Source organism: Microbulbifer sp. MLAF003, assembly GCF_030012965.1.
GTDB classification, from domain to species: Bacteria; Pseudomonadota; Gammaproteobacteria; order Pseudomonadales; family Cellvibrionaceae; genus Microbulbifer; species Microbulbifer variabilis.
On sequence record NZ_CP120232.1, the window covers coordinates 3,978,412 to 4,000,149 of the forward strand.

The window sequence follows — 21,738 nt, forward strand, 5'->3', positions numbered from 1 at the left end:
CTAAAGCGCCAAATCGGTAGCAGGAGCCCTTAAGAAGCTCAATGCAGACGGGCGGAGCGTTTGCTGTAGGGCTCGCATTCCCGCTCGAGGGTATGCACCAGATCGCGGAAAGTTTCTGCATTTTGCTCGTTCATACTCATCAAAACACGGTGTGCTTCCAGTACCTTCTCCCGCGCAGCACATTCATCAGGAGTGTTGCAGACCAGGGGTTTAGTCTCAACGGAGATATCATATTGCTCACTACTGATCTCCACCAGGGAGTCAAATCCCATTGCATCAAGCAGGTGTTGAATTCCTTTATCGGCAGAGAAAACCAATGGCTTTTGACAGCCGCGCTCTTGGGCGCGAATCGCAATTTTTGCCATCAGGCCAAGGGTCGTGCTGTCAACACCTTCGGCACGGTCCAGGTCGAAAGCCACCCCAGCGAAGTCATCTCGCGCAAACATGTTGTCGATGAAGCTATCAAAGGAAGTACAAAGGTTGAGCCGAACATCACCAATCAACTTGATAATGTAAACGCCCTCGTGGGCCCCAACCATAATTTGCCCGGACTGCATAACAACCCCTGGCTCACCCGGATACACTTTTAGGTGAAAGTGCTAACAGGTGGCAAAAGTTCACTGGTAGAGAACACAAGCCGCACTCGGTGGTTTTGCCGCCTTGTGCAATTTTGTGCATAAAGTGGGCGGAGCTTACTCCTGACTGCCCGGACTGACAAGTATACTAGGGCATGAAATTCGACTATTTAGTCGATGCAAACGCTCGTCCTAATTGTGCCCCAGGGTGAGGATCGTAATATCGTCCGGTAACGCCCCAAAAGTATCTACTTTCAGGCTCTGGCACAAACTTTCCAAATTTCCTCCGCACTCGGCGATCATCTGTAAGAGGCGCTCCTCTTTTTCCAGAAGATCTCCCTGAAGCAGCTCCAGAACGCCATCGGAGCACGCCACCAAACGCCAGCTGGGCGGTAGCTCGGCGCACATTACCTGCCAGTCACCCCGCTCAAAGATACCTAACGGACGCCCTTTGCCCGGCAACCAATCAGCGCCACCATCACTGGCGAGAGCCGGCATGGGAATCTGCCCGGCAACAGCATAGTGCAGCTGGCGCGCGGCCGTATCCACAACACCGACGAACATGCTGGCATGTTTGCCCATATGTGTGGATAACAACTCCCGATTGATCAGCTCGAGAACTTCTAACAGGTCACTGCCAAGGGACTCCAGCTGGGTAAAAAGTGGACCCTCACGCAGGCGATGCATGATGCTGTGCTTGACGAGTGCGGTAACCAGCGCAGACGAGACACCATGACCGGAAATATCCACTAGGTAGAAGGCGACAAAACGCTCTCCAAACAGGCCGTAATCGACAAAGTCACCACTGAGATACAGTGAGGGAATCAGGCGATAGTTCGCCTCAATACCACCTGGATAACTATAAGGCGTACGCGGCAGCAAGTGCTGTTGCAGCTGGCGGCCAGCCTCCTGGTCCCGCCGCAAAAGCTCTACGTGATCACGCAGCTCTATGTTACGCCGCTCCAGAGCTTCCCGATATTCCCGGTTCTGCTGGGCCAGATTCTCCTCACCGCTGATACGACAAATAACTCGGTCAATTTGCGCGGCTTCCTTGAGAGGTTTGAGGAGATAATCGCAGGCGCCCAGGCGTATTGCTTGCAGGGCATCATTCAGTACTGCACTGGATGAAATTACGATGACAGAGGTATCTGGAGACTGACGTTTGATTTTTTGTAGCACCTCCAGCCCGCTCATATCGGGTAACTGGAAGTCCACCGCGACCAATTGAAAAAGACCGGGGGAAAATTGCTGGATACCCTGTTGCCCACTACTTGCCTCCGCAACAGAGAACCCTTGGCGTGAAAGCGCTCCACGCAGGAAACTGCGGGAGCGCTCGTCATCAGTCAGTAACAGGCTACCGGGACCGGGCATGAGTGGCCCTTGGAAAAAGAGTAAGTTCTATCCGGTGATCAGTAGTCACTGGACTCTTCAACTTCACCCTGGTCAATCGCTTCAGCGGCTTCAGTTTCACTCTGCACATCTACTTCGCCATCCACGATCAGGAAGTCGCGGCGCTGCAGGTAAGCATCACGTAACAGCACATACCGATCCCCCTGTAACAGTGATTCGGCCTGCAGCAAGCTGGCGCGGCTCTGAATAATATCGGTTGCCCTCAACGTATAGCGTGTAGGGTCATGTTCCACATAGGTCAGCGGGTTGGTGTAGTAATCAACTACCCGTGCTGGCGTATCCCGAACTGTGGAAGGACCCAGAAGCGGCAAAACCAGGTATGGACCGGAAGGCACCCCCCAAACAGCCAGGGTTTGACCAAAGTCCTCGCCATCGCCTTTTTCAAGCCCCATATGCTTGGCAACATCAAAAAGACCGGCAATACCAATAGTGGTATTAATCAGCAAGCGACCTGCATCATTGCCTGCCTGGCCCCATTTACCTTGCAATACGCCATTAAAGGTATTGGTCACTTCACCCAGATTACTGAAGAAGTTGCTAACACCGTGTTGCACGAATATTGGGGTGATCTGCCGATAGCTGACGGCAGCTGGCTTCAACACATAGCGATCAGCGCCATCATTAAAACTAAATACAGCGCGGTTAAAACCTTCCCATGGGTCACGAAGGGAAAAATCCTCCCCTTCCGCACCACCAAATTCATCCGCGGGATCAAAGCCATATTCATCCAGTAGCGAACCATTTTCATCGCCACTTGTGGTAACCTGACCATCAGTACCAGTTTGAACGGCGGTATCCCCTGCCGCGCCTCCAAACGGGTCATCTTGCGCTAATACACTCACTGGAGAAACCGCGATCAGCGCGGCCATCAACCAGGGCGATAAAACTCTGCGTCCTAGCAAAACCCTGCTCCTCTACTAACAAATACTAAGACCAAGGATTCTAACGCCCTCGCATATCGTAAGCTACCCTCGGCAGCATAGCAGCTGGGATTCGTCAAAGATGAAGCAGTTTCAGGCAAGTGCAGCGGGGCTTTAGAATAATAATGACGCCAAAAGATAAGCTGTCGACACCTATTTTTCAGCAGGTAGAGGTTTAAGGCCTGCAATTACACCATTCCCCAGAAGTTTCTGTAATAGCTCCACACCAAAACTCCTCAGGGTGCTGGTATCTACCTGGGGTAACTCTGCAGCAATTTGTGCCAACAGTTGCTCTCCAGTGGCCGACTCTTCTGAAGCCAGTTGCAACAAACGCGCTGTCACCGCATTAATTTCCATGAAATTCACCTCATCACTGCGATCGCGATACACCAGCAAAAAGGTGGGGGTTTCATCGGGTTCCTGAGGCTGGAACACCGGGCCAATACGATGCACGGGATATCGATAACTAAGGCTCCATACCAGGGGCGATACTACTGGTACGGATCCCAATATATCCCCCTCGCGGCTGAGGTTGGCAGGTATCTCAGCGGTACTGACATCCAGTGCCAACTCTACCCATTCGTAGTGAGCTAGCTCCAGTAAAAAAGGGGGATCTCCCTCCCGCTGGCCCCGCTCATTTTGCAGGTAAGTGAGGAACTCCTCACTGATTTGCAGGAAGTAGGGACTGCTAGAAGTATGGTGATGCACAAAATCACGCACCATAGCGTGCCAGAATTCGTCACTATAGAGACTGCGCAGCACCGGAAACCCGCTCGAGATAAAAGACTCAATATTGTTGTAAATTAGATCCCGATAAATCGCCAAGCGCCGATCTTCAATTTGGGGAGGCGGTGTGCATTGCTCCGGAGCACGCAGATGAGCAGCCAAGTCTCTCTGCAACCCCTGAAAATTGTCAGTTTTATCGGCGACTGAGGACATAGTTTTCTTCTACTTGGTGACTGGCCTGAATGGTTTTGATATGCCCTACTTCTTCGAGCAATTGCGGTATGGGTGGAATATTGAAATCCCGCTCAAGCAGGGTTGGCATTACACCGTGAATTTCATAAGCCTTATTCAACAACTCCCACACAGGATCAATTACCGGTGCACCGTGGGTATCTACTTTTAGATCTTCCGCCTCGTCGTAATGTCCCGCCACATGTACATAGCGCATTCTTTCCGAAGGAAGTCCGCGCAGAAACTCAAATGGATCGTAACGATGATTAATGGAGTTGACGTAAATATTATTTACATCAAGGAGAAGGTCACAGTCTGCTTCCTCCAGTACGGCATTTAGAAAGGCCAGCTCGCTCATTTCCTGGCCTGGTGCGGCATAGTAGGAAACATTTTCCATGGCAATACGCTGCCCCAATGCATCCTGCACAATACGAATTCGCTCGGCGACATACATCACCGCTTCTTCAGTAAAGGGAATCGGCAGTAAATCGTAGAGATGTCCGTGGTCGGAGCAGTAGCTCAGGTGCTCGCTGTAATAGCGAATATCATGCTCACGAATAAATTTCTTGATAGACCCAACAAGGTCCATATCCAAAGGCTCCGGCGCCCCAATTGAAAGGGACAAGCCGTGCAAAATAAATGGGTAGCGCTCAGTAAATTCCCGAAACCAGCGGCCATAGCGCCCACCGACGCCGATCCAGTTTTCCGGCGCTACCTCAAAGAAATCCACCGCAGCAGATGGCACTTCCTCTCCCATCATAGAGCGACGCAGTCCAAGACCGGCCCCCTCCACTGGATAATTTCGCACTTCTGTCTGCCTCAAACGGTTCTATGTGAAGAAAAGAACAAGGGGCGGCGCGTCAGTTAACGCAATACCGCCCCGATCGAGTATGGCTTTAAATTATCCGCCACACTTACCTTCGCCGCACTTACCCTCTTTCTTCTTGCCTTCGCCGCATTTACCTTCGCCGCACTTGCCTTCTTTCTTCTTGCCTTCGCCGCACTTACCTTCGCCGCACTTACCTTCTTTTTTCTTGTCGTGGCCACACTTGCCTTCTTTTTCCTTATCGCCATGGTCAGCCAGTGCCAGGTTGTAGCCAGAAGTCAGCTCTGCCGCAGCAAACGGATTAGCTTCGCCAGTGGTTGCAGACACATTCATCGCAGCAGAGGCAATAAACGCTGCACCAACTGCGGCCGCTACGGGGGAAAGATGCTTCTTGTTCATAAGGGATCTCCTAATTAATACCCTGAGTAATAAAAAGTACCAAAGACTTTCTTTTCTCCCGCGCCAGTATAATGACGCGGGATGGAAAACCGTCATTTGTTGAGGCTAGCCAGCTTAGGGTGAGAATCTCACGCCACTTTGAACCTATAGCCTACTCACATAAGGTTTGTCGAACCGGTCGCCAGAATATTACATAAAGAAATCAGTTTTTTTGTGATCTCATACCAATAGTGGCAATCAACCTACCAGCCCCTTCCCATCAGCCTCCACCCACGCCTTATGCAAGCGCTTGGAAGATACTGGCATCAGGGTTTTCAGGGTCTGGGCAAATAAAGAAACGCGGAACTCTTCAAGCATCCAGCGGTAATCCACTAGCAAGGCTTCCGCAGCCAACTCCCTGCTTGAATATTTTTCAGCCAGATCGGCATAAGGCTCCGCGGCCTTGTGGTACTCAACCTGTAATTTGCGATCACGATTCGGGTCGAGGACGGCTTTTTCCAGTCGCATAGCGATCGCCTTAAGATAACGGCCATACTGACGCAACCATTCCAGAGGGGTATCGAACAGAAAACCGCGATAAAAGAGCCCAGACAATTGCTGCTGAATATCTCCCACCGCCATTGCAACTGCCAGGTTTTTCTGCTGTTTGATCTGTTTGCGCAGGGGCACAAGTAGGGCTAAAGCTTTGACCAGCAGGTTCCCAATTTCCTGGGCCACCCCCACCAGGTCACTATCATTTTCCAGCGCGGACAGAAATTCAGCTTCGGTACGCGGCCAATTGCCCTTAGGCCAAAATACCTCTCGCACGGCAGCCAACAGGATATCGTCTGCAACCTCTTCACGCCGCCCCAAGTCCGCGGCAGATAACCCCAGCTCCTTGCCACGAAGCAGCTCCTTGCGCAGGTATTTAACCTTCTCCGGCAAGTGCAACAGTGCCAGGCGGGAAATACCTGCACGACTCAGCCGGCGCGCGTCATCCGGGTTATCCAGGAGTTTCAGAGAAACACTGTCTTTTTCCTCTATCAGAGCCGGGTATGCCCGCACCTTGAGGCCGCCCTGGTTAAGGGTGTGGGTTTCTGGAAGCTCTCCAAAGTCCCAGCTGGTAATCCCCTCCCGCTCAAAGCTGTCTCCTGCACTCGCAAGCCCCTGCTGCACCCGATCGCGGTAGCGCGCCTGTAGCAGCGAGAGATCTCGGTCCTGGTCGAGCAATTTACCTGCCTCATCCACCACTTGGATATTGAAGCGATAATAATCTTCCAGGGATTGCTCAGCGGATTCCCAGGCGCTATCAGGCAACTGCTGCGCCGTCTGGCGCTGTAACTCCAGTGCTAGTGACTGCCATAAGGGGACATTATCCGGGCGCAATCGCGGCAGGGCTTTATCCACTGCTGCTGGTACGGGGACAAAATATTTACGCCACTGTTTAGGTAAGGCTTTGACCAGGGCAATACATTTATCCCGTAGGATTCCAGGCACCAGCCAGGAAAGTCGAGCAGCGGGCACCTGGTGCAAAGCCGCAACCGGTACCTGAATGCTGACACCGTCATCCACACTGCCCGGCTCGAAATGATAGCTGAGCGGATAAACAATACCGCCCGATTGCAATTCATCGGGGAATTGGGCTTCGCCGACGTGATCCGCACTCTGCTGCATCAACAATTCACGGGGAATAAAGAGCAACTGCGGATCAGTGGATTCCACTTTCTTGCGCCAGTGCTCAAACCCAGCCAGGTTAACGATATCGGCAGGTATACGCTCATCGAAAAAGCGATAAATCACTTCATCATCTACCAGAATATCCCGCCTGCGGGATTTAGCCTCCAGCTCTTCCAGAGATTTCAGCAGGTCGGTGTAGTGTGTATAAAAACGGCCTTTACCTCGATAACGCTGCTCCACTAAAGCCTGGCGAATAAAGACTTCCCGCGCGGTTTTCGGATCAAGCTTACCGTAGGGAATCCGGCGTTTCTCCACCAGCACCAGGCCGTACAGGGAAACCTTCTCAAAGGCCATCACCTGACCCGAACGGGCATCAAAATGAGGCTCGAAATAATTTCGCTTAACCAGGTGCTGGGATGCAGCCAATACCCAATCGGGCTCTATTTTTGCAACCGTATGGGCGAATAAACGGCTGGTTTCCAATAACTGGGCGGCAACAACCCAGCGGGGAGGCTTCTTGAACTGGCCAGATCCAGGGAAAATATGGAAGCGGCGATTGCGACAGCCAATAAATTCCTTGTTCTCATCGCGAGCGCCAATATTACCGAGAAGACCTGCGACTATAGCCCGGTGTACCGCTTCATACTCCGCTGGCTCTTTGTTTTCTTTTACTTCAAGATCGCGGCAAGCCACCCGCAGTTGGTGGTGGATATCTCTCCACTCACGCATACGCAACCAGGACAGGAAATTTTTCTGGCACCATTTTCGCAACTGATTTTGACTCAGCTCCTGACGCTGGATTTCGAAAGTATCCCAAAGCTGTACAAAGGACAGGAAATCTGACTGCTCATGCTGCCACTGGCGATGTTTTTCATCCGCTGCCTGACGCTTTTCCACCGGGCGTTCGCGCGGATCCTGTACGGCCAGAGCGGCGACAATAACTAATAATTCACGCGCACTACCATTATCTGCCCCGGCCAGCAACATTCGGCTCAGTCGTGGGTCCAGCGGCAATCGTGAAAGGGCTCGCCCCAGTTTAGTGACCCTGCCCTGACCATCGACGGCCTGCAGTTCCTGTAATAGCTTGTAACCATCATTAATCAGGCGCGGATCGGGCGGATCAACAAAAGGAAACTCGCGGATATCACCAATACGCAACTGCAACATTTGCAGGATTACTGCAGCCAGGTTGGTACGCAGAATTTCCGCATCGGTAAATTCCGGACGCTGCGCAAAATCCCGCTCTTCATATAAGCGTACACAGACACCGGCACTGACGCGGCCACAGCGGCCGGCACGCTGGTTGGCACTGGCCTGGGAAACCGGCTCTATAGGCAGTCGCTGAATTTTACTGCGATAGCTGTAGCGACTGACGCGTGCAGTACCCGGGTCGATCACATAGCGAATTCCCGGCACCGTAATAGAGGTCTCCGCCACATTGGTGGCGAGTACAATACGGCGGCCTTTATGGCCGTGAAAGACTTTGGCCTGCTCCGCCAGACTCAAACGCGCATAAAGGGGCAATACTTCCAGCTGGGCAATCTGCGCATCCCGCAGGGCCTTGGCACATTCACGGATTTCCCGCTCGCCACTCATAAATACCAGTATATCCCCGCCGCGCCGGCTGCTGGATTTTTCCTCGTGCAGTAACTCCCCTACCGCAGTTACGACCTGTTCATTGAGATCCGCATCACTGTCCACAGCCGGGCGGTAATGAATGTCCACCGGATAGGTCCGGCCAGATACCTCGATAATGGGCGCATCATCAAAATGTCGGGAGAATTTCTCCAGGTCGATAGTGGCCGAGGTAATGATCAGTTTCAGGTCTGGACGCCTGGGCAGGATAGTTTTCAAATAGCCCAGCAGAAAATCAATATTGAGACTGCGCTCATGGGCTTCATCGATAATCAGCGTGTCATATTTATTTAACAGTGGGTCACGCTGAATTTCTGCCAGCAGAATGCCGTCTGTCATTAGTTTGACATGGGTATGTTCAGTACTGTGATCGGTAAAACGCACCTGGTAACCGACTGATTCCCCCAAGGGCTGCTGCAATTCCTCGGCGATTCGATTGGCCACAGTGCGAGCGGCAATCCTGCGCGGCTGGGTGTGGCCAATCTGGCCGTAAATCCCCCGCCCCAGAGACAGGCAGATTTTCGGTAACTGGGTGGTTTTACCAGAACCGGTTTCACCGGCAATAACTACAACCTGGTGCTTTTCGATCAACCCGGCGATTTCATCACGCCGCGCTACCACGGGCAGTGCTTCCGGCCACTGCACGTCCGGTAGCTTTCGCCGACGCTCTTCCACCAGGGCTTCAGACGCTTGTAACTGTTGTTCCAGCTGGGCCAGCATTCGATCGACCGGTTTGCCCTCTTTCTGGCGCCGGCGCACGTTCTTCAGGGTTCTGCGCAAGTCAAAACGATCCCTACCCATACAGGCCGGGATACGGGTTTGCAGCGCTCCCACAACTTTTTCTGCTTCGGTGTGACTCATAATTCGTACAGCAATGGCAAACGCGGGATTATAACCCCTGGATACGATAGGGCTATCAAACCTTACTGTGGCGCTCATCTATACTGGAGCAGATAGAGGTCAATTTTAGAAGCACCATTGCGCCTCAGGGTCACACCTTGCGAGCGGTACTATGCAAGAGATCAAGCCCAAGCCTCCCTCCAGCGCCGGGCAGCTGTTTGGCCATCCCAAAGGCCTGTTTCTGCTGTTTGGTACAGAAATGTGGGAACGCCTCAGCTACTACGGTATGCGCGGTATTTTTGTTTTCTACCTGACCTCCACAGCCACCGCTGCAGTATTCGGCTGGGAGCAGCTCACCGAGACCGAATTACAATCCAAAGCCCTCAGCTACCTGGGATGGTACGCAATGCTGGTCTACCTGACTCCAATTATCGGCGGCTGGATGGCGGACAACCGCTGGGGACAACGCCGCTGCATTATGTTCGGCGGCACCCTGATGATGCTGGGACAATTCTCCCTTGGCTTCCCCCACGCCTGGCTGCCCAATGGCAGTGAGATCTATATGCTGTGGCTGGGACTGGCCCTGCTGATTATCGGCAATGGTTTCTTCAAACCAAATATTTCCACCATGGTCGGAGACCTCTACGAAGAGGGAGATCACCGTCGCGATACGGCATTTACCATTTTCTATATGGGCATAAACCTGGGCTCAATCCTCGGTTATTTAGTTGTGGGCTGGGTTGGAGAGAAGGTGGACTACCAGTTGGCCTTCGTCGTTGCAGGAGTCGGCATGTTGTTGGGCCTGCTGCTGCAAATGACCCAGGCCAAGCGCTATCTGGGAGAAATCGGCGTAGAGCCCTCTGCACACCTGGAACTCAAAAACCGGAAACATGAAGAGGCCGAAAAGCATCGTCCCCTGACTCACGAAGAGCGAGACCGTATAAAGGTCATATTGGTACTTGGTGTTTTTATAGTGATTTTCTGGGCCGGTTTTGAGCAGGCTGCCGGCTCAATGAACTTGTTTGCCAAATATCGCACCGACCTAAATATCTTGGGATGGGAGATTCCAGCCAGTTGGCTACAGATGGTGAATCCCATATTTATCATTATCCTCGCGCCGATTATGGCCAGCATCTGGATAGGAATGGGAGATAAGGAACCCAGCTCGCCAGCCAAGTTCAGCCTAGGGCTGGTATTTCTTGGTATCGGCTTTATTTCAATGTGTGGAGCAGCATTACAAATCGGAGACTCTACAACCATAAAAGCAAGTATATGGTGGCTGGTGTTTGCCTATATTTTTCACACTATCGGTGAACTGTGCCTATCACCTATCGGGCTTTCAGTAGTCACCAAATTATCCCCTCTACGCTATTTATCCTTAATGATGGGGCTTTGGTTTGCCTTTATTGGTATTGCTAACAAAGGAGCGGCGGAAATTGGCAAGTTGGTGGGAGTGTCCGGCCCTCTCGCTACTTTTGGGGGCGTAGCCCTGGTTGCCATTGTTGCAGGAATTATCCTGTATCTCATTCGCGAGAAACTGGTGGATTGGATGCATGGCGCGGAGGAGGTGCACGCCACAGTAGGAGAAACCACTAAAGAGGAATTAAGTATCACCGCCGATCACGACGGTGTGCCCCCAAAACACTTTAGCGGCAATGATAAGTAACAAGTGATCAGGCGGTTCGGACAGTGCCGCCTGACTTGAAAGATATTACTGCAGCATCAGCGCCCTTTTACCAGATAGGCGATCGCCCTATCCAACCCCGCCAAAGTCATCGGGTACATGTGCCCATCGACCAAACGCTGTGTCATTCCAATACTGGGGGTGTATTGCCAGTACTCCTCACCGACAGGATTTAACCAGACCAGGTTACTGTAGGTATTCGTAATTCGCTCCATCCAGGCAGCACCGGGTTCCTCATTCATATGCTCGACACTGCCATAGCGGCTGGTAATTTCGTAGGGCGCCATAGAGGCATCGCCCACAAAAATAACTTTATAGTCTTTGGCATAAGTACGCAGTACTTCCAGCAATGAAGTGTTTTCACTGAAACGACGCTGGTTGTCTCTCCAAACATGCTCATAGACAAAGTTGTGGAAATAAAAATACTCCAGGTGCTTAAATTCGGAGCGGCAGGCTGAAAACAGTTCTTCACAAACCCGTACGTAGGGGTCCATGGAGCCCCCTACATCAAAAAAGATCAATACTTTTATCGCGTTGTGCCGCTCCGGAACCATCTGGATATCCAAAAGGCCCGCATTGCGTGCTGTGGAGGAAATTGTGTTATCCAGGTCCAGCTCTTCAGCAGCGCCGGTGCGGGCAAATTTTCGCAGCTTGCGCAGGGCGACCTGGATATTACGAGTACCCAGGCTGACACTGTCATCCAGGTTCTTAAACTGACGCTTCTCCCACACTTTGGATGCCGAGCGGTTGCGGCCCTTACCCCCAACCCGAATTCCTCCCGGGTGATAGCCGCTGTTACCAAAAGGACTGGTGCCACCGGTACCGATCCAGCGGTTGCCGCCACTGTGGCGCTTCTTCTGCTCTTCAAGGCGCTTTTTGAATTCCTCCAACAGTTTTTCCAGACCACCGAGGCTTTGGACCTTAGCCTTTTCCTCTTCCGTGAGCTGTTTCAGGAACTCTGCACGGAGCCAGTCATCCGGGATCATCTGCTCGACAATATCATCCAGTGTTTCCAGGTCTTTAAAATAAGACTCAAACGCGCGATCGAATTTATCGAAATGCTTCTCATCCTTCACCAGGCAAACTCGGGCCAGGAAGTAAAATTCCTCCAAGTCTGCAAACACCAAACGTTGCTGCAAAGCTTCGAGCAAGGAAAGCAGCTCGGTAATGGATACCGGTAATTTATAGCGGCGTAAATTTAGAAAAAAGCCAATCAGCATAGTAATTCGCAGTCAGCATAGGAAAATAGGGTTGCAATCGAACCAACCGATGAAACTTCAGGAAGAGCATATCCTCTCCCTGAAACACAGCGATTCACCAATTAACGATTATCTCGACGCGCCATAAACGCAAGACGCTCCAGCATATGAACATCTTGTTCATTTTTCAGCAGGGCTCCGTAGAGAGGAGGGATCGCACTGCTGTTATCACGGTTTTTCAAGACTTCTTCGGGAATATCATCTGCCATCAACAATTTCAGCCAGTCAATCAACTCCGAAGTAGAGGGCTTTTTCTTTAGGCCTGGCACTTCCCTCAGCTGGAAGAAGATGTCCATCGCCTCTGCCACCATCTGCCCCTTTATATCCGGGTAATGCACGTCAACAATTTTGCGCATGGTGTCACGGTCGGGGAAGCTGATGTAATGGAAAAAACACCGGCGCAAGAAAGCATCAGGCAACTCTTTCTCATTATTGGAGGTAATAATTACGACGGGACGCTGCTTGGCTTTGATGGTTTCGCCGGTTTCATAGACGAAAAACTCCATGCGATCCAGCTCTACCAGCAAGTCATTGGGAAACTCAATATCTGCCTTGTCAATTTCATCAATCAGCAGTACTACACGTTCCTCAGCCGCGAAAGCCTCCCACAGCTTACCGCGCTTGATGTAATTGCCAATATCATGGACTTTATCCACTCCCAATTGGGAATCCCTCAGGCGTGACACGGCATCATATTCATACAAACCCTGCTGTGCCTTGGTAGTGGACTTAATATGCCACTGGATCAACTTCATGCCGAGGCTCTGCGCAACCTGCTCCGCAAGCAAAGTTTTGCCGGTGCCCGGCTCGCCTTTGATCAGAAGGGGACGCTGCAGGGTGACCGCTGCGTTTACCGCCATCTGCAGGTCTTCAGTAGCTACATAGCTGTCGGTACCGGTAAATTTCATGACTACTCCAATCCTGTATTCGCCGCTATCTATCTGATTTAGCGAATGATAATTGAACAACAGGGCAGGAGGCGAGGCGGGAACGACCAAATTGGATGACCAGCTTGAGTAGGCTGAGCGACTGCTTATGCAACCGGGGTCAAGCCATCTGGGTACTACGGCGATGTACCACCTGTCTTCCCTTACTGGTGATGTACCAGCGGATTCCCAAGTGACTATGAATCTTACCGACCATCTCCAACACTAACAGGCTATTTAAGGCGCGGGCGACAGAATTGGTCTCCATACCGCTGTCTTGCACCATTCCTGACAGGGAGCGAAATACACACTCACCACTATTAAGGAGGTTGAGCACTTGCAGGGCATTCTCATCCAGCTTACGGATCTGGTTAAAATCCAGCACTGGCCCCTGCTCCAGATCCCCTTCAATTTCATGCTCCAATAACGGCATCATCTCGAGCTGCATTGTACGCAGCTCCTGCTCAAGGTTCTCAACCCTGGCCCGGGCAATACTGGCGTCCCGTAACTGACGACGTGCAGCATTAAAAACGAACATACGCGAGGCAATGGCAGCCAGTAAACAATAGCCGGTGAAAATCAGCAGGCGCGATGGATCCCCCTGGATCTCAATCAAGAGGTCACTTTGAGTGAATTTGAGGAAAATTGGCACTATCAAGGCACCGCACAAGCCCATAATCAGGCAACGTGCAAGACCGGCCGGATCCTCCTCTGTAAACAGCATCTGATAGTAATTCACCAACCCGCCAAGAATGCCCGAAACCAGCATTACCGCGGTAAGAATCAGCAGGTGGTCGAGCATCAGGATTCCTCAGACGTCAATAGCAGCCTCCGCCAACTTACAAGGACGGAATAATGTGCCAATTGCACTTCTTCAGTATTTTTCTTTAAGTCCGGCCATCAAGCTGCCAGCATAGTGAATTTTCGAATTGCTTACGGACATTCCAAGCCGCATTTTCTATATGGCTACGCCCTTATTCAACGTCGAGAATTGAACCGACTAGCATGGCCTCACGCCAAGCCTGCAGGCAGCCTAATAGATATAGCAGCTGTCACCGGATAGAGAACTCCGGAGCAGAGGATACGGCGCCTTTGATCCAATGGGGAAAGGTAGTTCGCAGAAGAAATATTTGGGTCGACTATTAACTGGCTAGATGCAAGAAAGGCTAATAGGCAATTATTTGTCCACCAGCCCTTAAAAGTGATCGCTAACTAAAAAAGTCTGGTCTCTGGCGGTTACTGCTCATTAAAGTATGGGTCATCATCAAAGCGACTGCGTCGATCGCGCCGAAAGCGCAGCAGCAGGGTGACAATCCCCCAAAAACCATCACAGCCAAAGCTCCGCCAGCGGAAAAAACCAGATTTGCGGTGACCTCCGGCGCTGCGCCATTTTCTTCAAAAAGCATCTGATAAACAAAGAGAGGTAACACTGGCATCGCCACTGATTCAGCAACAGGTACCTTTACCGGCACTAACAATACCGCTGCAAAGATTAATAAAAGAGTACGGCGCAACCAGCTCCAGCGCCAATTGCGCATAAACCACCAGCCCGCCAATAACAGCACCAGAGTCGACGCCGTGTAAACAATCCAGGCAAGTTGAAAATCTTCTGACATTTTTACTTTCTTCTCTAAATCCTCATCGCCTCCCGCAAGAACATCTGGAGGCATCCTCTCAATCAACATCAACCCAGGTAACGATATGCTCTTCCATATCATCCGGGTGCACCAGCTCCTCACTTACGACTCTGCCACGAACTGAAATACCGGCCTTATGCACCGACTCTGTGTCCCCACTAATCAGTGGATGCCAATCCGGTAGAGAGCGCCCTTCTGACAGGCAGCGGTAAGCACAAGTACTCGGCAACCAGCCGAACTCTGGAACGTCCTCTAATTGAAGCTGTATACAGCCAGGCACCAATACTTTACGCCGGCTGTACTGGCTACAGCGACAGGAATATGTATCGAGCAGTCGACAGGCGACGTTGGTACTATATACCTCTCCCGTCTCCTCATCTTCGAGACTATGTATACAGCAGCGTCCACAGCCATCACAAAGCGCCTCCCACTCGGAAGCATTCATTTGTTCAAGGGTCTTACGCCGCCAAAAAGGCACTTGAGCCATTTCAGTCTCAGCGTTGCAGCTTACTGTTCTTCAATGCGATTTCACTCATTTCAGAATCAGCTACCGGCGGCATTTGTAAATAGTAACCTCGCGCACGCACATCCTGCAGGACCTTGTCAGCATTTGCGCGCGCCAGTTTACGCTCCGGGGTTAACAACATGGTAGTCAGGTGCTGAGGGCTGCCAAATAGCTCCAATAGATTTTCAGGTACCCGCGCAGTTCCCTCACGTTTATCCACGTACAGGTACATTTCCTCTTTTTTGGGACTGCGGTATATATCACATAAAACTTTCACTTATAGTTCCTCTTTGCGCAGCTGGCGCAATACATTAAGCAGAGGCTCGCCCACAACCTTTGCCCGCCAACCACACATGCGCCCTTGTAGCTCCGGCTTGCGGGCCTGCACCAGAGTCTCTAGCTCCTTCTTGCGGATAAGGATTTCAGCTGGCAGGCCCTCGCGTTCAGCAATTATGCTGAGATGTTGGCGCAATTGTTTGAGAACCTCTCCCTGCTGGCGATTGAGGGGCTGCGGTAGGCGTGCTGGCATATCGCTCCGCTGTACAGCCTGGGAAATCACCTGCAACAGACTGTCCCCATGCTCCCTGAGGGCGCGACCTTCAAACCCAGCCTGACTCAGAGCACCTTTATGCCGCGGTAACTGCTGGGCCAGGGCCATACAGATATTTTCTTTGAGCAGATGATTACGCGGCATGTTTAGTACCCGTGCCTCGCGCTCACGCCAGGCACAGAGGTCTTGAAGGGCCGCCAGCTGCTTGCCACGCAGGCGCCATGCCCCCTTTACTTTCTTATAATAGAGTTCCGGCGCCTGTGGACTACGCGCAGCAATTACCAGTGCAGCGCAATCCTCTTGAAGCCATCCTTCCCGGCCATATCCCTCTAGTCGCTTCAGTAAAACACCATAAAGCACTGGCAACCAAGCGACATCAAGAGCCGCATAACTCTGTTGTGCCTCACTCAGTGGACGCTGCAGCCAGTCAGAGCGGGTCTCACTTTTCGGTAATTCAATATTCAATAACTCGCGAACAGTAGCCGCATATCCCAGGCCCGCCCCCATGCCACTCATAGCAGCTGCAATCTGGGTATCGAAAATCGGCTCAGGAACGACTCCCAACAGGCATTCCAGGGTTTCCAGGTCCTCGCTGCAGCTATGCATGATCTTGGTCACAGCCGCATCCAGGAGTAAATCCCTCAGAGGCTGAAGGTCTTCAATAGCTAGATTATCGATCAAGTAACAGTACTTCCCATCCCCTACCTGCACCAGGGCTGGCTGAGGGTAAAAGGTACGACTGCGCATGAACTCAGTATCCAGTGCTACCGCGCGCTGCCGGCGCCACTCGGTACACAGGGCAGCCAGCTGCTCGCTGCTATCCACCCAGCGCGGAGTGGTATCTATCTCAACCATCGGTATCACTCAACAGAGGGGAAAAAGATGTGCGGCTGTTAAAGGCATGAGCCAGAGTTCCGCCGTCGATATATTCCAGTTCTCCTCCAATGGGAACCCCGTGAGCGATGCGGCTTACCGCTACACCATGCGCCCTTGCACGCTCAGCTATATATTGCGCCGTTGCCTCACCTTCGACCGTCGGGTTGGTCGCTACAATTAATTCCTGCAGGGACTCACTGGCGAGGCGTTGCTCCAGCAAATCTACTCCCAGGTCCGCTGGCCCTACACCATCAATTGGGGAGAGATGGCCATGCAGTACAAAGTAACGGCCATGATAATTGCCAGCCTGCTCTATCGCCAAAACATCTGCGGGGGTTTCCACTACACATAGGGACGTTTGCTCGCGACGACTGTTATTACACAGCGCGCAAATAGTTTCCTCTGTGAGTGTCCGGCACTGGTTGCAACGGCCAACCTTTTCCACTGCCTGCGACAGGCTCTGCGCCAAAAGCACTGCAGCATCGCGATCCTTTTCCAGCAGGTACATCGCCATGCGCTGCGCAGACTTGGGCCCAACACTAGGCAGGCAGCGCAATGCGCGAATCAGTTCTTCGATCAGGGGACTAAACATAAAACTCTAATTAGATGGGATGCCCGGCTATCAGAACGGGAATTTAAAACCCTCGGGCAGATTAATACCCGAAGCAAGATCGCCAACCTGCTGCTTTTGCAGCTCCTGAGCCTTTTCTTCAGCCCTGCGCACCGCATCATTGACTGCCGCCGCAAGTAAGTCTTCAAGCATTTCTTTATCTTCAGTAAGCAACGAAGGATCAATTTCTACTGATGTCACATCGTGACGGCCATTCATAGTGACTTTAATCAGACCCGCACCAGCCTCACCACAGACACGCAGGTCACTTAACTCCTGCTGGAGCTTCTGCATCTTTTCTTGCATGTCGGCTTGCATTTTCTGGGCCTGCTGCATCAAATCGCCCAAACCTTTCATAAGTAACCTCTATTCCTGTTTCATGTAACCACCCAAATAAAAACCGGGCATACAATATTGTATTAATCTGCTTCGACTAGCGATTCGACGGAGTCTGGTAGTAACTGCGCATTTAACTCGGCCTGTAGCTCCTGAACCAAAGGATCAGTAGTCAGCGCTTCACGGGCAGCGACAAGGCGAGCCTCACGGGTCGCGGCTGCCAAACGCGCAGGTGTGCCGCCTTGCACCGAGCCAACCTGGATCTGCGCCACCACCGGCTGCTGAAAGAAGTCTCCAAGCAGATCTCCGAGACGCCTCTGATGCACATCGTCATAGAGGCTGCTATAGGATTCATCCAAGGTAAAGGACAGTATATTGTCCCGGCGCCCCACAAGCTCAAGGTGCTGGGCGATAGAATGCAGTATCCCGCTGATTCCCAGTTGCTGGTACATCGCCGGCCAACTGCCTGGAGTGAGCGCATCAAGGCGCGCTTTTGGCACCTCGGTGGCTACCACTGCTGGCCTCTGCTGCGGCTGTGCGGGAACTACCGGGGTCGACTCCACTTCCGCTACACGCTGTCGAAGCTCAGCCAAGACATTTTCACGGGGGCTCGGCGATGACACTCCTGCTTCAATCTCGGGAGAGGGTAGCTCCTCATCCACACGGCCCGGAGTGATCTCGGACTCAGGCATGTCCGGCTCCGCAGGCTCTCCTGCAACCTTCAGCACCGGTTGTTCGTCTGCTTGAACTGGCTTCAACTGTTCCCCGGAAACAGGTATCACTTTATCCGCCGCAACCTCTGGCTGTAGCGAGGTCAGTTCAGACTTTTTTGCCTCGGCATCCTCCCGTACTATTGGGGAGCTAGATTGTAATTCTACCTTTTCAGGAATGCCCTGCCCTTCCCGCTCATTCACAGGAAGTGCCTTCCTGGGGATATCCGCTACCCCTTGGGGGCGGAATGCCAACATACGCAGCAACGCCATTTCGAAACCACTTCGCGGGTCTGGGGCCAGAGGCAAGTCGCGGCGGGCATGCAGAGCCATCTGGTAATAAAGCTGTATATTTTCCGGGGCTATTTGAGCCGCAAGAGTCTTCAGCCGCTCCCCATCCCCAAGAGAATTATCCATCGATTGAGGTAAAACCTGGGCGACTGCCAAGCGATGTAGGTTATCTGCAATCTCCGCTAACGCAGCGCCGTAGTCGGGTGCCTGTTGGGACAGCTCTGCAACCACCGCAAACAGCGCTACGGCATCCTCATCAGCCAGAGCTTGGAGTAACTTCCACACCAGCCCGGTATCAATACTACCGAGCATACCTCGAACCTCAGCCTCACTAATTTTTCCGGCTCCGAAAGCGATCGCCTGATCGGTAAGACTCATGCCATCTCGCATACTGCCGTCCGCAGCGCGCCCAAGGTGCCAGAGGGCCCCCTCTTCAAAAGGTACCTGCTCCTGCTCCAAAACAAAGCGCAAATGCTCAACCACCCGTTCAGGACTCATATTCTTTAGTTTGAATTGCAGGCAGCGGGATAGCACAGTGACCGGCAGCTTTTGCGGATCTGTTGTGGCGAGAAGAAACTTCACATGAGGAGGGGGCTCTTCCAAGGTTTTCAACAGGGCGTTGAAGGAGCTATTGGAGAGCATATGGACTTCATCAATCAGGTAAACTTTATAGCGCCCTCTTGTCGGAGCATATTGAACATTCTCCAGCAGTTCACGGGTATCCTCTACCTTGGTGCGAGATGCCGCGTCCACTTCAATTAGGTCAACAAAGCGACCATCAGCAATCTCCATGCAAGTATCACACTTGCCGCAGGGCTCAGAGCTGACACCCTCTTCACAGTTCAAACACTTGGCTAGAATTCGAGCTATGGTGGTCTTACCCACCCCCGGGTACCGGCAAATAGGTAAGCGTGATGCAGGCGGCCGTTGTCCAGGGCGTTGATCAGGGCCTGGAGTACATGCTCCTGCCCTACCATCTCCCGAAATAGCCGTGGGCGCCACTTACGTGCCAGTACTTGATAGCTCATCCAGTCTCCGGTGCTCGGCACACCTCTGCAAAATCGATCATCGTGCGCCACTTGCGCGGGCGCCATTATACCGGCATAGGCGCCTACGCATAGCCGGTCACCAACAGCAACCTAAAGAGATCGATCGTGCCACTCGTAGCCAAAGCAATGCTTGTGTTATAACTGTGCGCCAACTCGCACTTAGAACAATCAGTCCATAACTACAGCGAGTTTGGTACGGGGATCACGATAAGTAATGAATAAGGCCAGGAAGACGCTTCTGGAAAAGCTGTTTGCCGAGCACGGCCAAGCCCTGGTACGGTTTGTTGCACGCATTGTTAAAAGTCCAGATGATGCCGAAGATATCGCACAACACGCCTACCTGCGCCTGCAAAAACTCAGCGACGAAAAGGAACTGGACAACCCCCGCGCTTACCTCTATCAAATTGCCAACAACCTGGCTGTCGATCAACTGCGCCGGGGCAAGCTGCATGTGGAATATATCAATCAGCAAGTTCCCTTTGATGGGGAGCCCCACAGCGATGATCACGCTGACCATCAATCCCCGGAAAGGGTTCTCGCAGCACGTCAACAGCTTCAGTCCATCTACGAAACCATGGATAAACTGCCACTCAAATGTCGCCAGGCCTTCCTGCTACATAGAGCCCGCGGGCTTTCCTACAGTGAAATTGCACGAGAAATGAATATTTCGGTCAGTAGTGTGGAGAAATATATTCTACAGGCTCTAAAAGCCTGTAGAAAGAAGGTCGACTAAATCTCTGCGATCCCCCAAGAATTCAAAATTTTGTTGAGGGGGAATCTGCTCAGCCGTCTCAGAATGCAAGGAAGATACTTAAAGCTTGAACAACCCTGCCAATCAGGGCACTTTCAGAATATTTTGCTGACAAAGTGATCGAGTACATTGTGATTATTTCGCAAATGGAAAGTTTGAGCCGCATGCATCACACAAATCAGCGGAATTTGAGTAAGATGCACCACAAATTTAGGCACGACAGTCTCACTGAGTAGCCAGAAACACGAAATATCAGAGCAAGCATGAATATCAACGCACAACAAAACTTAAGCGAAGAAAGCCTGGATCAGGCCTGCGCTTGGGTTGCGCGCTTACGCTCTGATGTCGTCAGTAAAGCTGATAAGCGTGATTTTGCAGTTTGGCTGTCCGGGTCGAGTGAGAACCACCAGGCCTTTGAGGAAATTGCAGAGCTATGGGGTGACCTAGGTGCACTTGCACATATGCCGGTTGACCAGCTCTTCCCAGAAAGCACTCCAGCGCCACAAATAGCTGATTCTACTCACGAAAGAAAGCAAAATTTTGGGACCTCGAAGAAGTCAATGCGTAGCAGTTGGGGTATGCCGCAGTGGATCCTCAGTGGTGGGCTAGCTACCTGTGGCGTATTTCTCGCTGCCCTGGTCGGTTTAGAGTGGCTTAATACAGGAAAACCCAAGCAGGAAGTCTATACCACCGAACTTGGTGAGATTCGAACGATAAACCTAGCTGATGGGTCAGAAATAAAACTAAACTCCAACAGTAAGCTGCTTATTAACTACAGCCGAAACGAAAGGCAGACCCAACTAATTCGCGGCGAAGCCTTCTTTGAAGTTGCCCGACAAACTTCCCGACCATTCACTGTCTCAGCCGGCGGCGCCAATATTCGCGTACTTGGGACGGAGTTTAATGTAGAGCTCAACCCGGAGAGCACCAGGGTATCTGTCACTGAAGGTACAGTATCAGTAAGCGAGGCAGAATCCAGCCCCGGACTGGCCCCAGAGTCGGTAAAATTAACCAAAAACCAGAAAGTCAGCATTACTGATCGAGGCCTTGGCGAAGTCCGTAGGACCTCTCCCGAGGAAGTAACTGACTGGACCCGTGGCCTTCTCGTTTTTGAGAAAACTCCACTAAAAGAGGCCCTAGAGGAGTTAAATCGTTATCTTTCGGTACCTGTAGCTGCCACTCCACAAGTAGAGGGGCGCCTGGTTTCTGGTACTTTCGCCGTTTCTGACCCTGATAATACCCTAGAGGCCATTGCAACAGCCTTACAACTTCAGCAAGACCGCAGTAACTCTAACCTGACTATCTTGTCCCCAAAGCACAACTAGGTTATAACCGT

The 21,738-nt window shown here is 51.9% G+C and carries 19 protein-coding genes and 1 pseudogene; 3 read left to right on the top strand and 17 right to left on the bottom strand.

Features of this window, described 5'->3' with window-relative positions; genetic code table 11:
* Nucleotides 1-38 precede the first annotated feature (38 nt).
* The 7 genes from P3339_RS19040 to hrpA all read right to left on the bottom strand — a co-directional run bounded on the left by P3339_RS19040 (nucleotide 39) and on the right by hrpA (nucleotide 9,239).
* Nucleotides 39-557, bottom strand: coding sequence for an STAS domain-containing protein (locus P3339_RS19040; RefSeq protein ID WP_282951583.1), 519 nt, complete (start codon nucleotides 555-557; stop codon nucleotides 39-41).
* A 210-nt stretch (nucleotides 558-767) separates the two neighbouring features.
* The gene (locus P3339_RS19045; RefSeq protein WP_020412039.1) at nucleotides 768-1,946 is read right to left on the bottom strand and encodes a PP2C family protein-serine/threonine phosphatase; all 1,179 of its coding nucleotides are present in this window, start codon (nucleotides 1,944-1,946) and stop codon (nucleotides 768-770) included.
* 38 nt (nucleotides 1,947-1,984) lie between these two features.
* Nucleotides 1,985-2,887, bottom strand: a complete 903-nt coding sequence (locus tag P3339_RS19050; RefSeq protein WP_245556659.1) for an MlaA family lipoprotein — start codon at nucleotides 2,885-2,887, stop codon at nucleotides 1,985-1,987.
* A 171-nt stretch (nucleotides 2,888-3,058) separates the two neighbouring features.
* Nucleotides 3,059-3,844 carry an HvfC family RiPP maturation protein gene (locus P3339_RS19055; RefSeq protein ID WP_020412037.1) on the bottom strand — a complete coding sequence of 262 codons (786 nt, stop codon included), beginning with the start codon at nucleotides 3,842-3,844 and terminating at the stop codon, nucleotides 3,059-3,061.
* A complete protein-coding gene (locus P3339_RS19060; RefSeq protein WP_020412036.1) occupies nucleotides 3,825-4,670 on the bottom strand; it encodes an HvfB family MNIO-type RiPP peptide maturase in 846 nt (281 codons plus the stop codon). Before P3339_RS19060 ends, P3339_RS19055 begins: the two co-directional genes overlap by 20 nt.
* A 93-nt stretch (nucleotides 4,671-4,763) precedes the next feature.
* A complete protein-coding gene (locus P3339_RS19065; protein WP_020412035.1) occupies nucleotides 4,764-5,087 on the bottom strand; it encodes an HvfA family oxazolone/thioamide-modified RiPP metallophore in 324 nt (107 codons plus the stop codon).
* A gap of 237 nt (nucleotides 5,088-5,324) precedes the next feature.
* Nucleotides 5,325-9,239 (bottom strand): ATP-dependent RNA helicase HrpA, encoded by a 3,915-nt coding sequence (gene hrpA, locus P3339_RS19070; protein WP_282951584.1) that lies wholly within the window; start codon nucleotides 9,237-9,239, stop codon nucleotides 5,325-5,327.
* A gap of 151 nt (nucleotides 9,240-9,390) precedes the next feature.
* Here hrpA and P3339_RS19075 point away from each other — a divergent pair, with 151 nt between their 5' ends.
* Nucleotides 9,391-10,884, top strand: a complete 1,494-nt coding sequence (locus P3339_RS19075; RefSeq protein WP_020412033.1) for a peptide MFS transporter — start codon at nucleotides 9,391-9,393, stop codon at nucleotides 10,882-10,884.
* A gap of 56 nt (nucleotides 10,885-10,940) precedes the next feature.
* Here the strand turns inward: P3339_RS19075 and P3339_RS19080 are convergent, their stop codons facing one another.
* The 10 genes and pseudogenes from P3339_RS19080 to dnaX all read right to left on the bottom strand — a co-directional run bounded on the left by P3339_RS19080 (nucleotide 10,941) and on the right by dnaX (nucleotide 19,630).
* Entirely contained in the window at nucleotides 10,941-12,122 is a 1,182-nt protein-coding gene (locus P3339_RS19080; RefSeq protein WP_020412032.1) for a vWA domain-containing protein, read from the bottom strand.
* Between the two features lie 101 nt (nucleotides 12,123-12,223).
* Nucleotides 12,224-13,069 (bottom strand): AAA family ATPase, encoded by an 846-nt coding sequence (locus P3339_RS19085; RefSeq protein WP_020412031.1) that lies wholly within the window; start codon nucleotides 13,067-13,069, stop codon nucleotides 12,224-12,226.
* Nucleotides 13,070-13,208: 139 nt separating this feature from the next.
* Nucleotides 13,209-13,889 carry a YEATS-associated helix-containing protein gene (locus tag P3339_RS19090; protein WP_020412030.1) on the bottom strand — a complete coding sequence of 227 codons (681 nt, stop codon included), beginning with the start codon at nucleotides 13,887-13,889 and terminating at the stop codon, nucleotides 13,209-13,211.
* A 406-nt stretch (nucleotides 13,890-14,295) separates the two neighbouring features.
* The gene (locus P3339_RS19095) at nucleotides 14,296-14,703 is read right to left on the bottom strand and encodes a hypothetical protein (protein WP_282951585.1); all 408 of its coding nucleotides are present in this window, start codon (nucleotides 14,701-14,703) and stop codon (nucleotides 14,296-14,298) included.
* Nucleotides 14,704-14,761: 58 nt separating this feature from the next.
* Entirely contained in the window at nucleotides 14,762-15,211 is a 450-nt protein-coding gene (locus P3339_RS19100) for a YcgN family cysteine cluster protein (RefSeq protein WP_282951586.1), read from the bottom strand.
* Nucleotides 15,212-15,218: 7 nt separating this feature from the next.
* Nucleotides 15,219-15,506 (bottom strand): YcgL domain-containing protein, encoded by a 288-nt coding sequence (locus tag P3339_RS19105; protein ID WP_020412027.1) that lies wholly within the window; start codon nucleotides 15,504-15,506, stop codon nucleotides 15,219-15,221.
* Nucleotides 15,507-16,634 (bottom strand): ribonuclease D, encoded by a 1,128-nt coding sequence (rnd, locus tag P3339_RS19110; RefSeq protein ID WP_282951587.1) that lies wholly within the window; start codon nucleotides 16,632-16,634, stop codon nucleotides 15,507-15,509.
* Nucleotides 16,627-17,247 carry a recombination mediator RecR gene (gene recR, locus P3339_RS19115; RefSeq protein ID WP_282951588.1) on the bottom strand — a complete coding sequence of 207 codons (621 nt, stop codon included), beginning with the start codon at nucleotides 17,245-17,247 and terminating at the stop codon, nucleotides 16,627-16,629. Before recR ends, rnd begins: the two co-directional genes overlap by 8 nt.
* A 30-nt stretch (nucleotides 17,248-17,277) precedes the next feature.
* Nucleotides 17,278-17,622 carry a YbaB/EbfC family nucleoid-associated protein gene (locus P3339_RS19120; RefSeq protein ID WP_020412024.1) on the bottom strand — a complete coding sequence of 115 codons (345 nt, stop codon included), beginning with the start codon at nucleotides 17,620-17,622 and terminating at the stop codon, nucleotides 17,278-17,280.
* 62 nt (nucleotides 17,623-17,684) lie between these two features.
* Nucleotides 17,685-19,630: pseudogene (dnaX, locus tag P3339_RS19125) on the bottom strand (DNA polymerase III subunit gamma/tau).
* 235 nt (nucleotides 19,631-19,865) lie between these two features.
* Here dnaX and P3339_RS19130 point away from each other — a divergent pair.
* Together P3339_RS19130 and P3339_RS19135 are read left to right on the top strand one after the other, a co-directional pair.
* Nucleotides 19,866-20,384 carry an RNA polymerase sigma factor gene (locus P3339_RS19130; protein WP_020412022.1) on the top strand — a complete coding sequence of 173 codons (519 nt, stop codon included), beginning with the start codon at nucleotides 19,866-19,868 and terminating at the stop codon, nucleotides 20,382-20,384.
* A 281-nt stretch (nucleotides 20,385-20,665) separates the two neighbouring features.
* Nucleotides 20,666-21,727, top strand: coding sequence for a FecR family protein (locus tag P3339_RS19135; RefSeq protein ID WP_282951589.1), 1,062 nt, complete (start codon nucleotides 20,666-20,668; stop codon nucleotides 21,725-21,727).
* Nucleotides 21,728-21,738 lie beyond the last annotated feature (11 nt).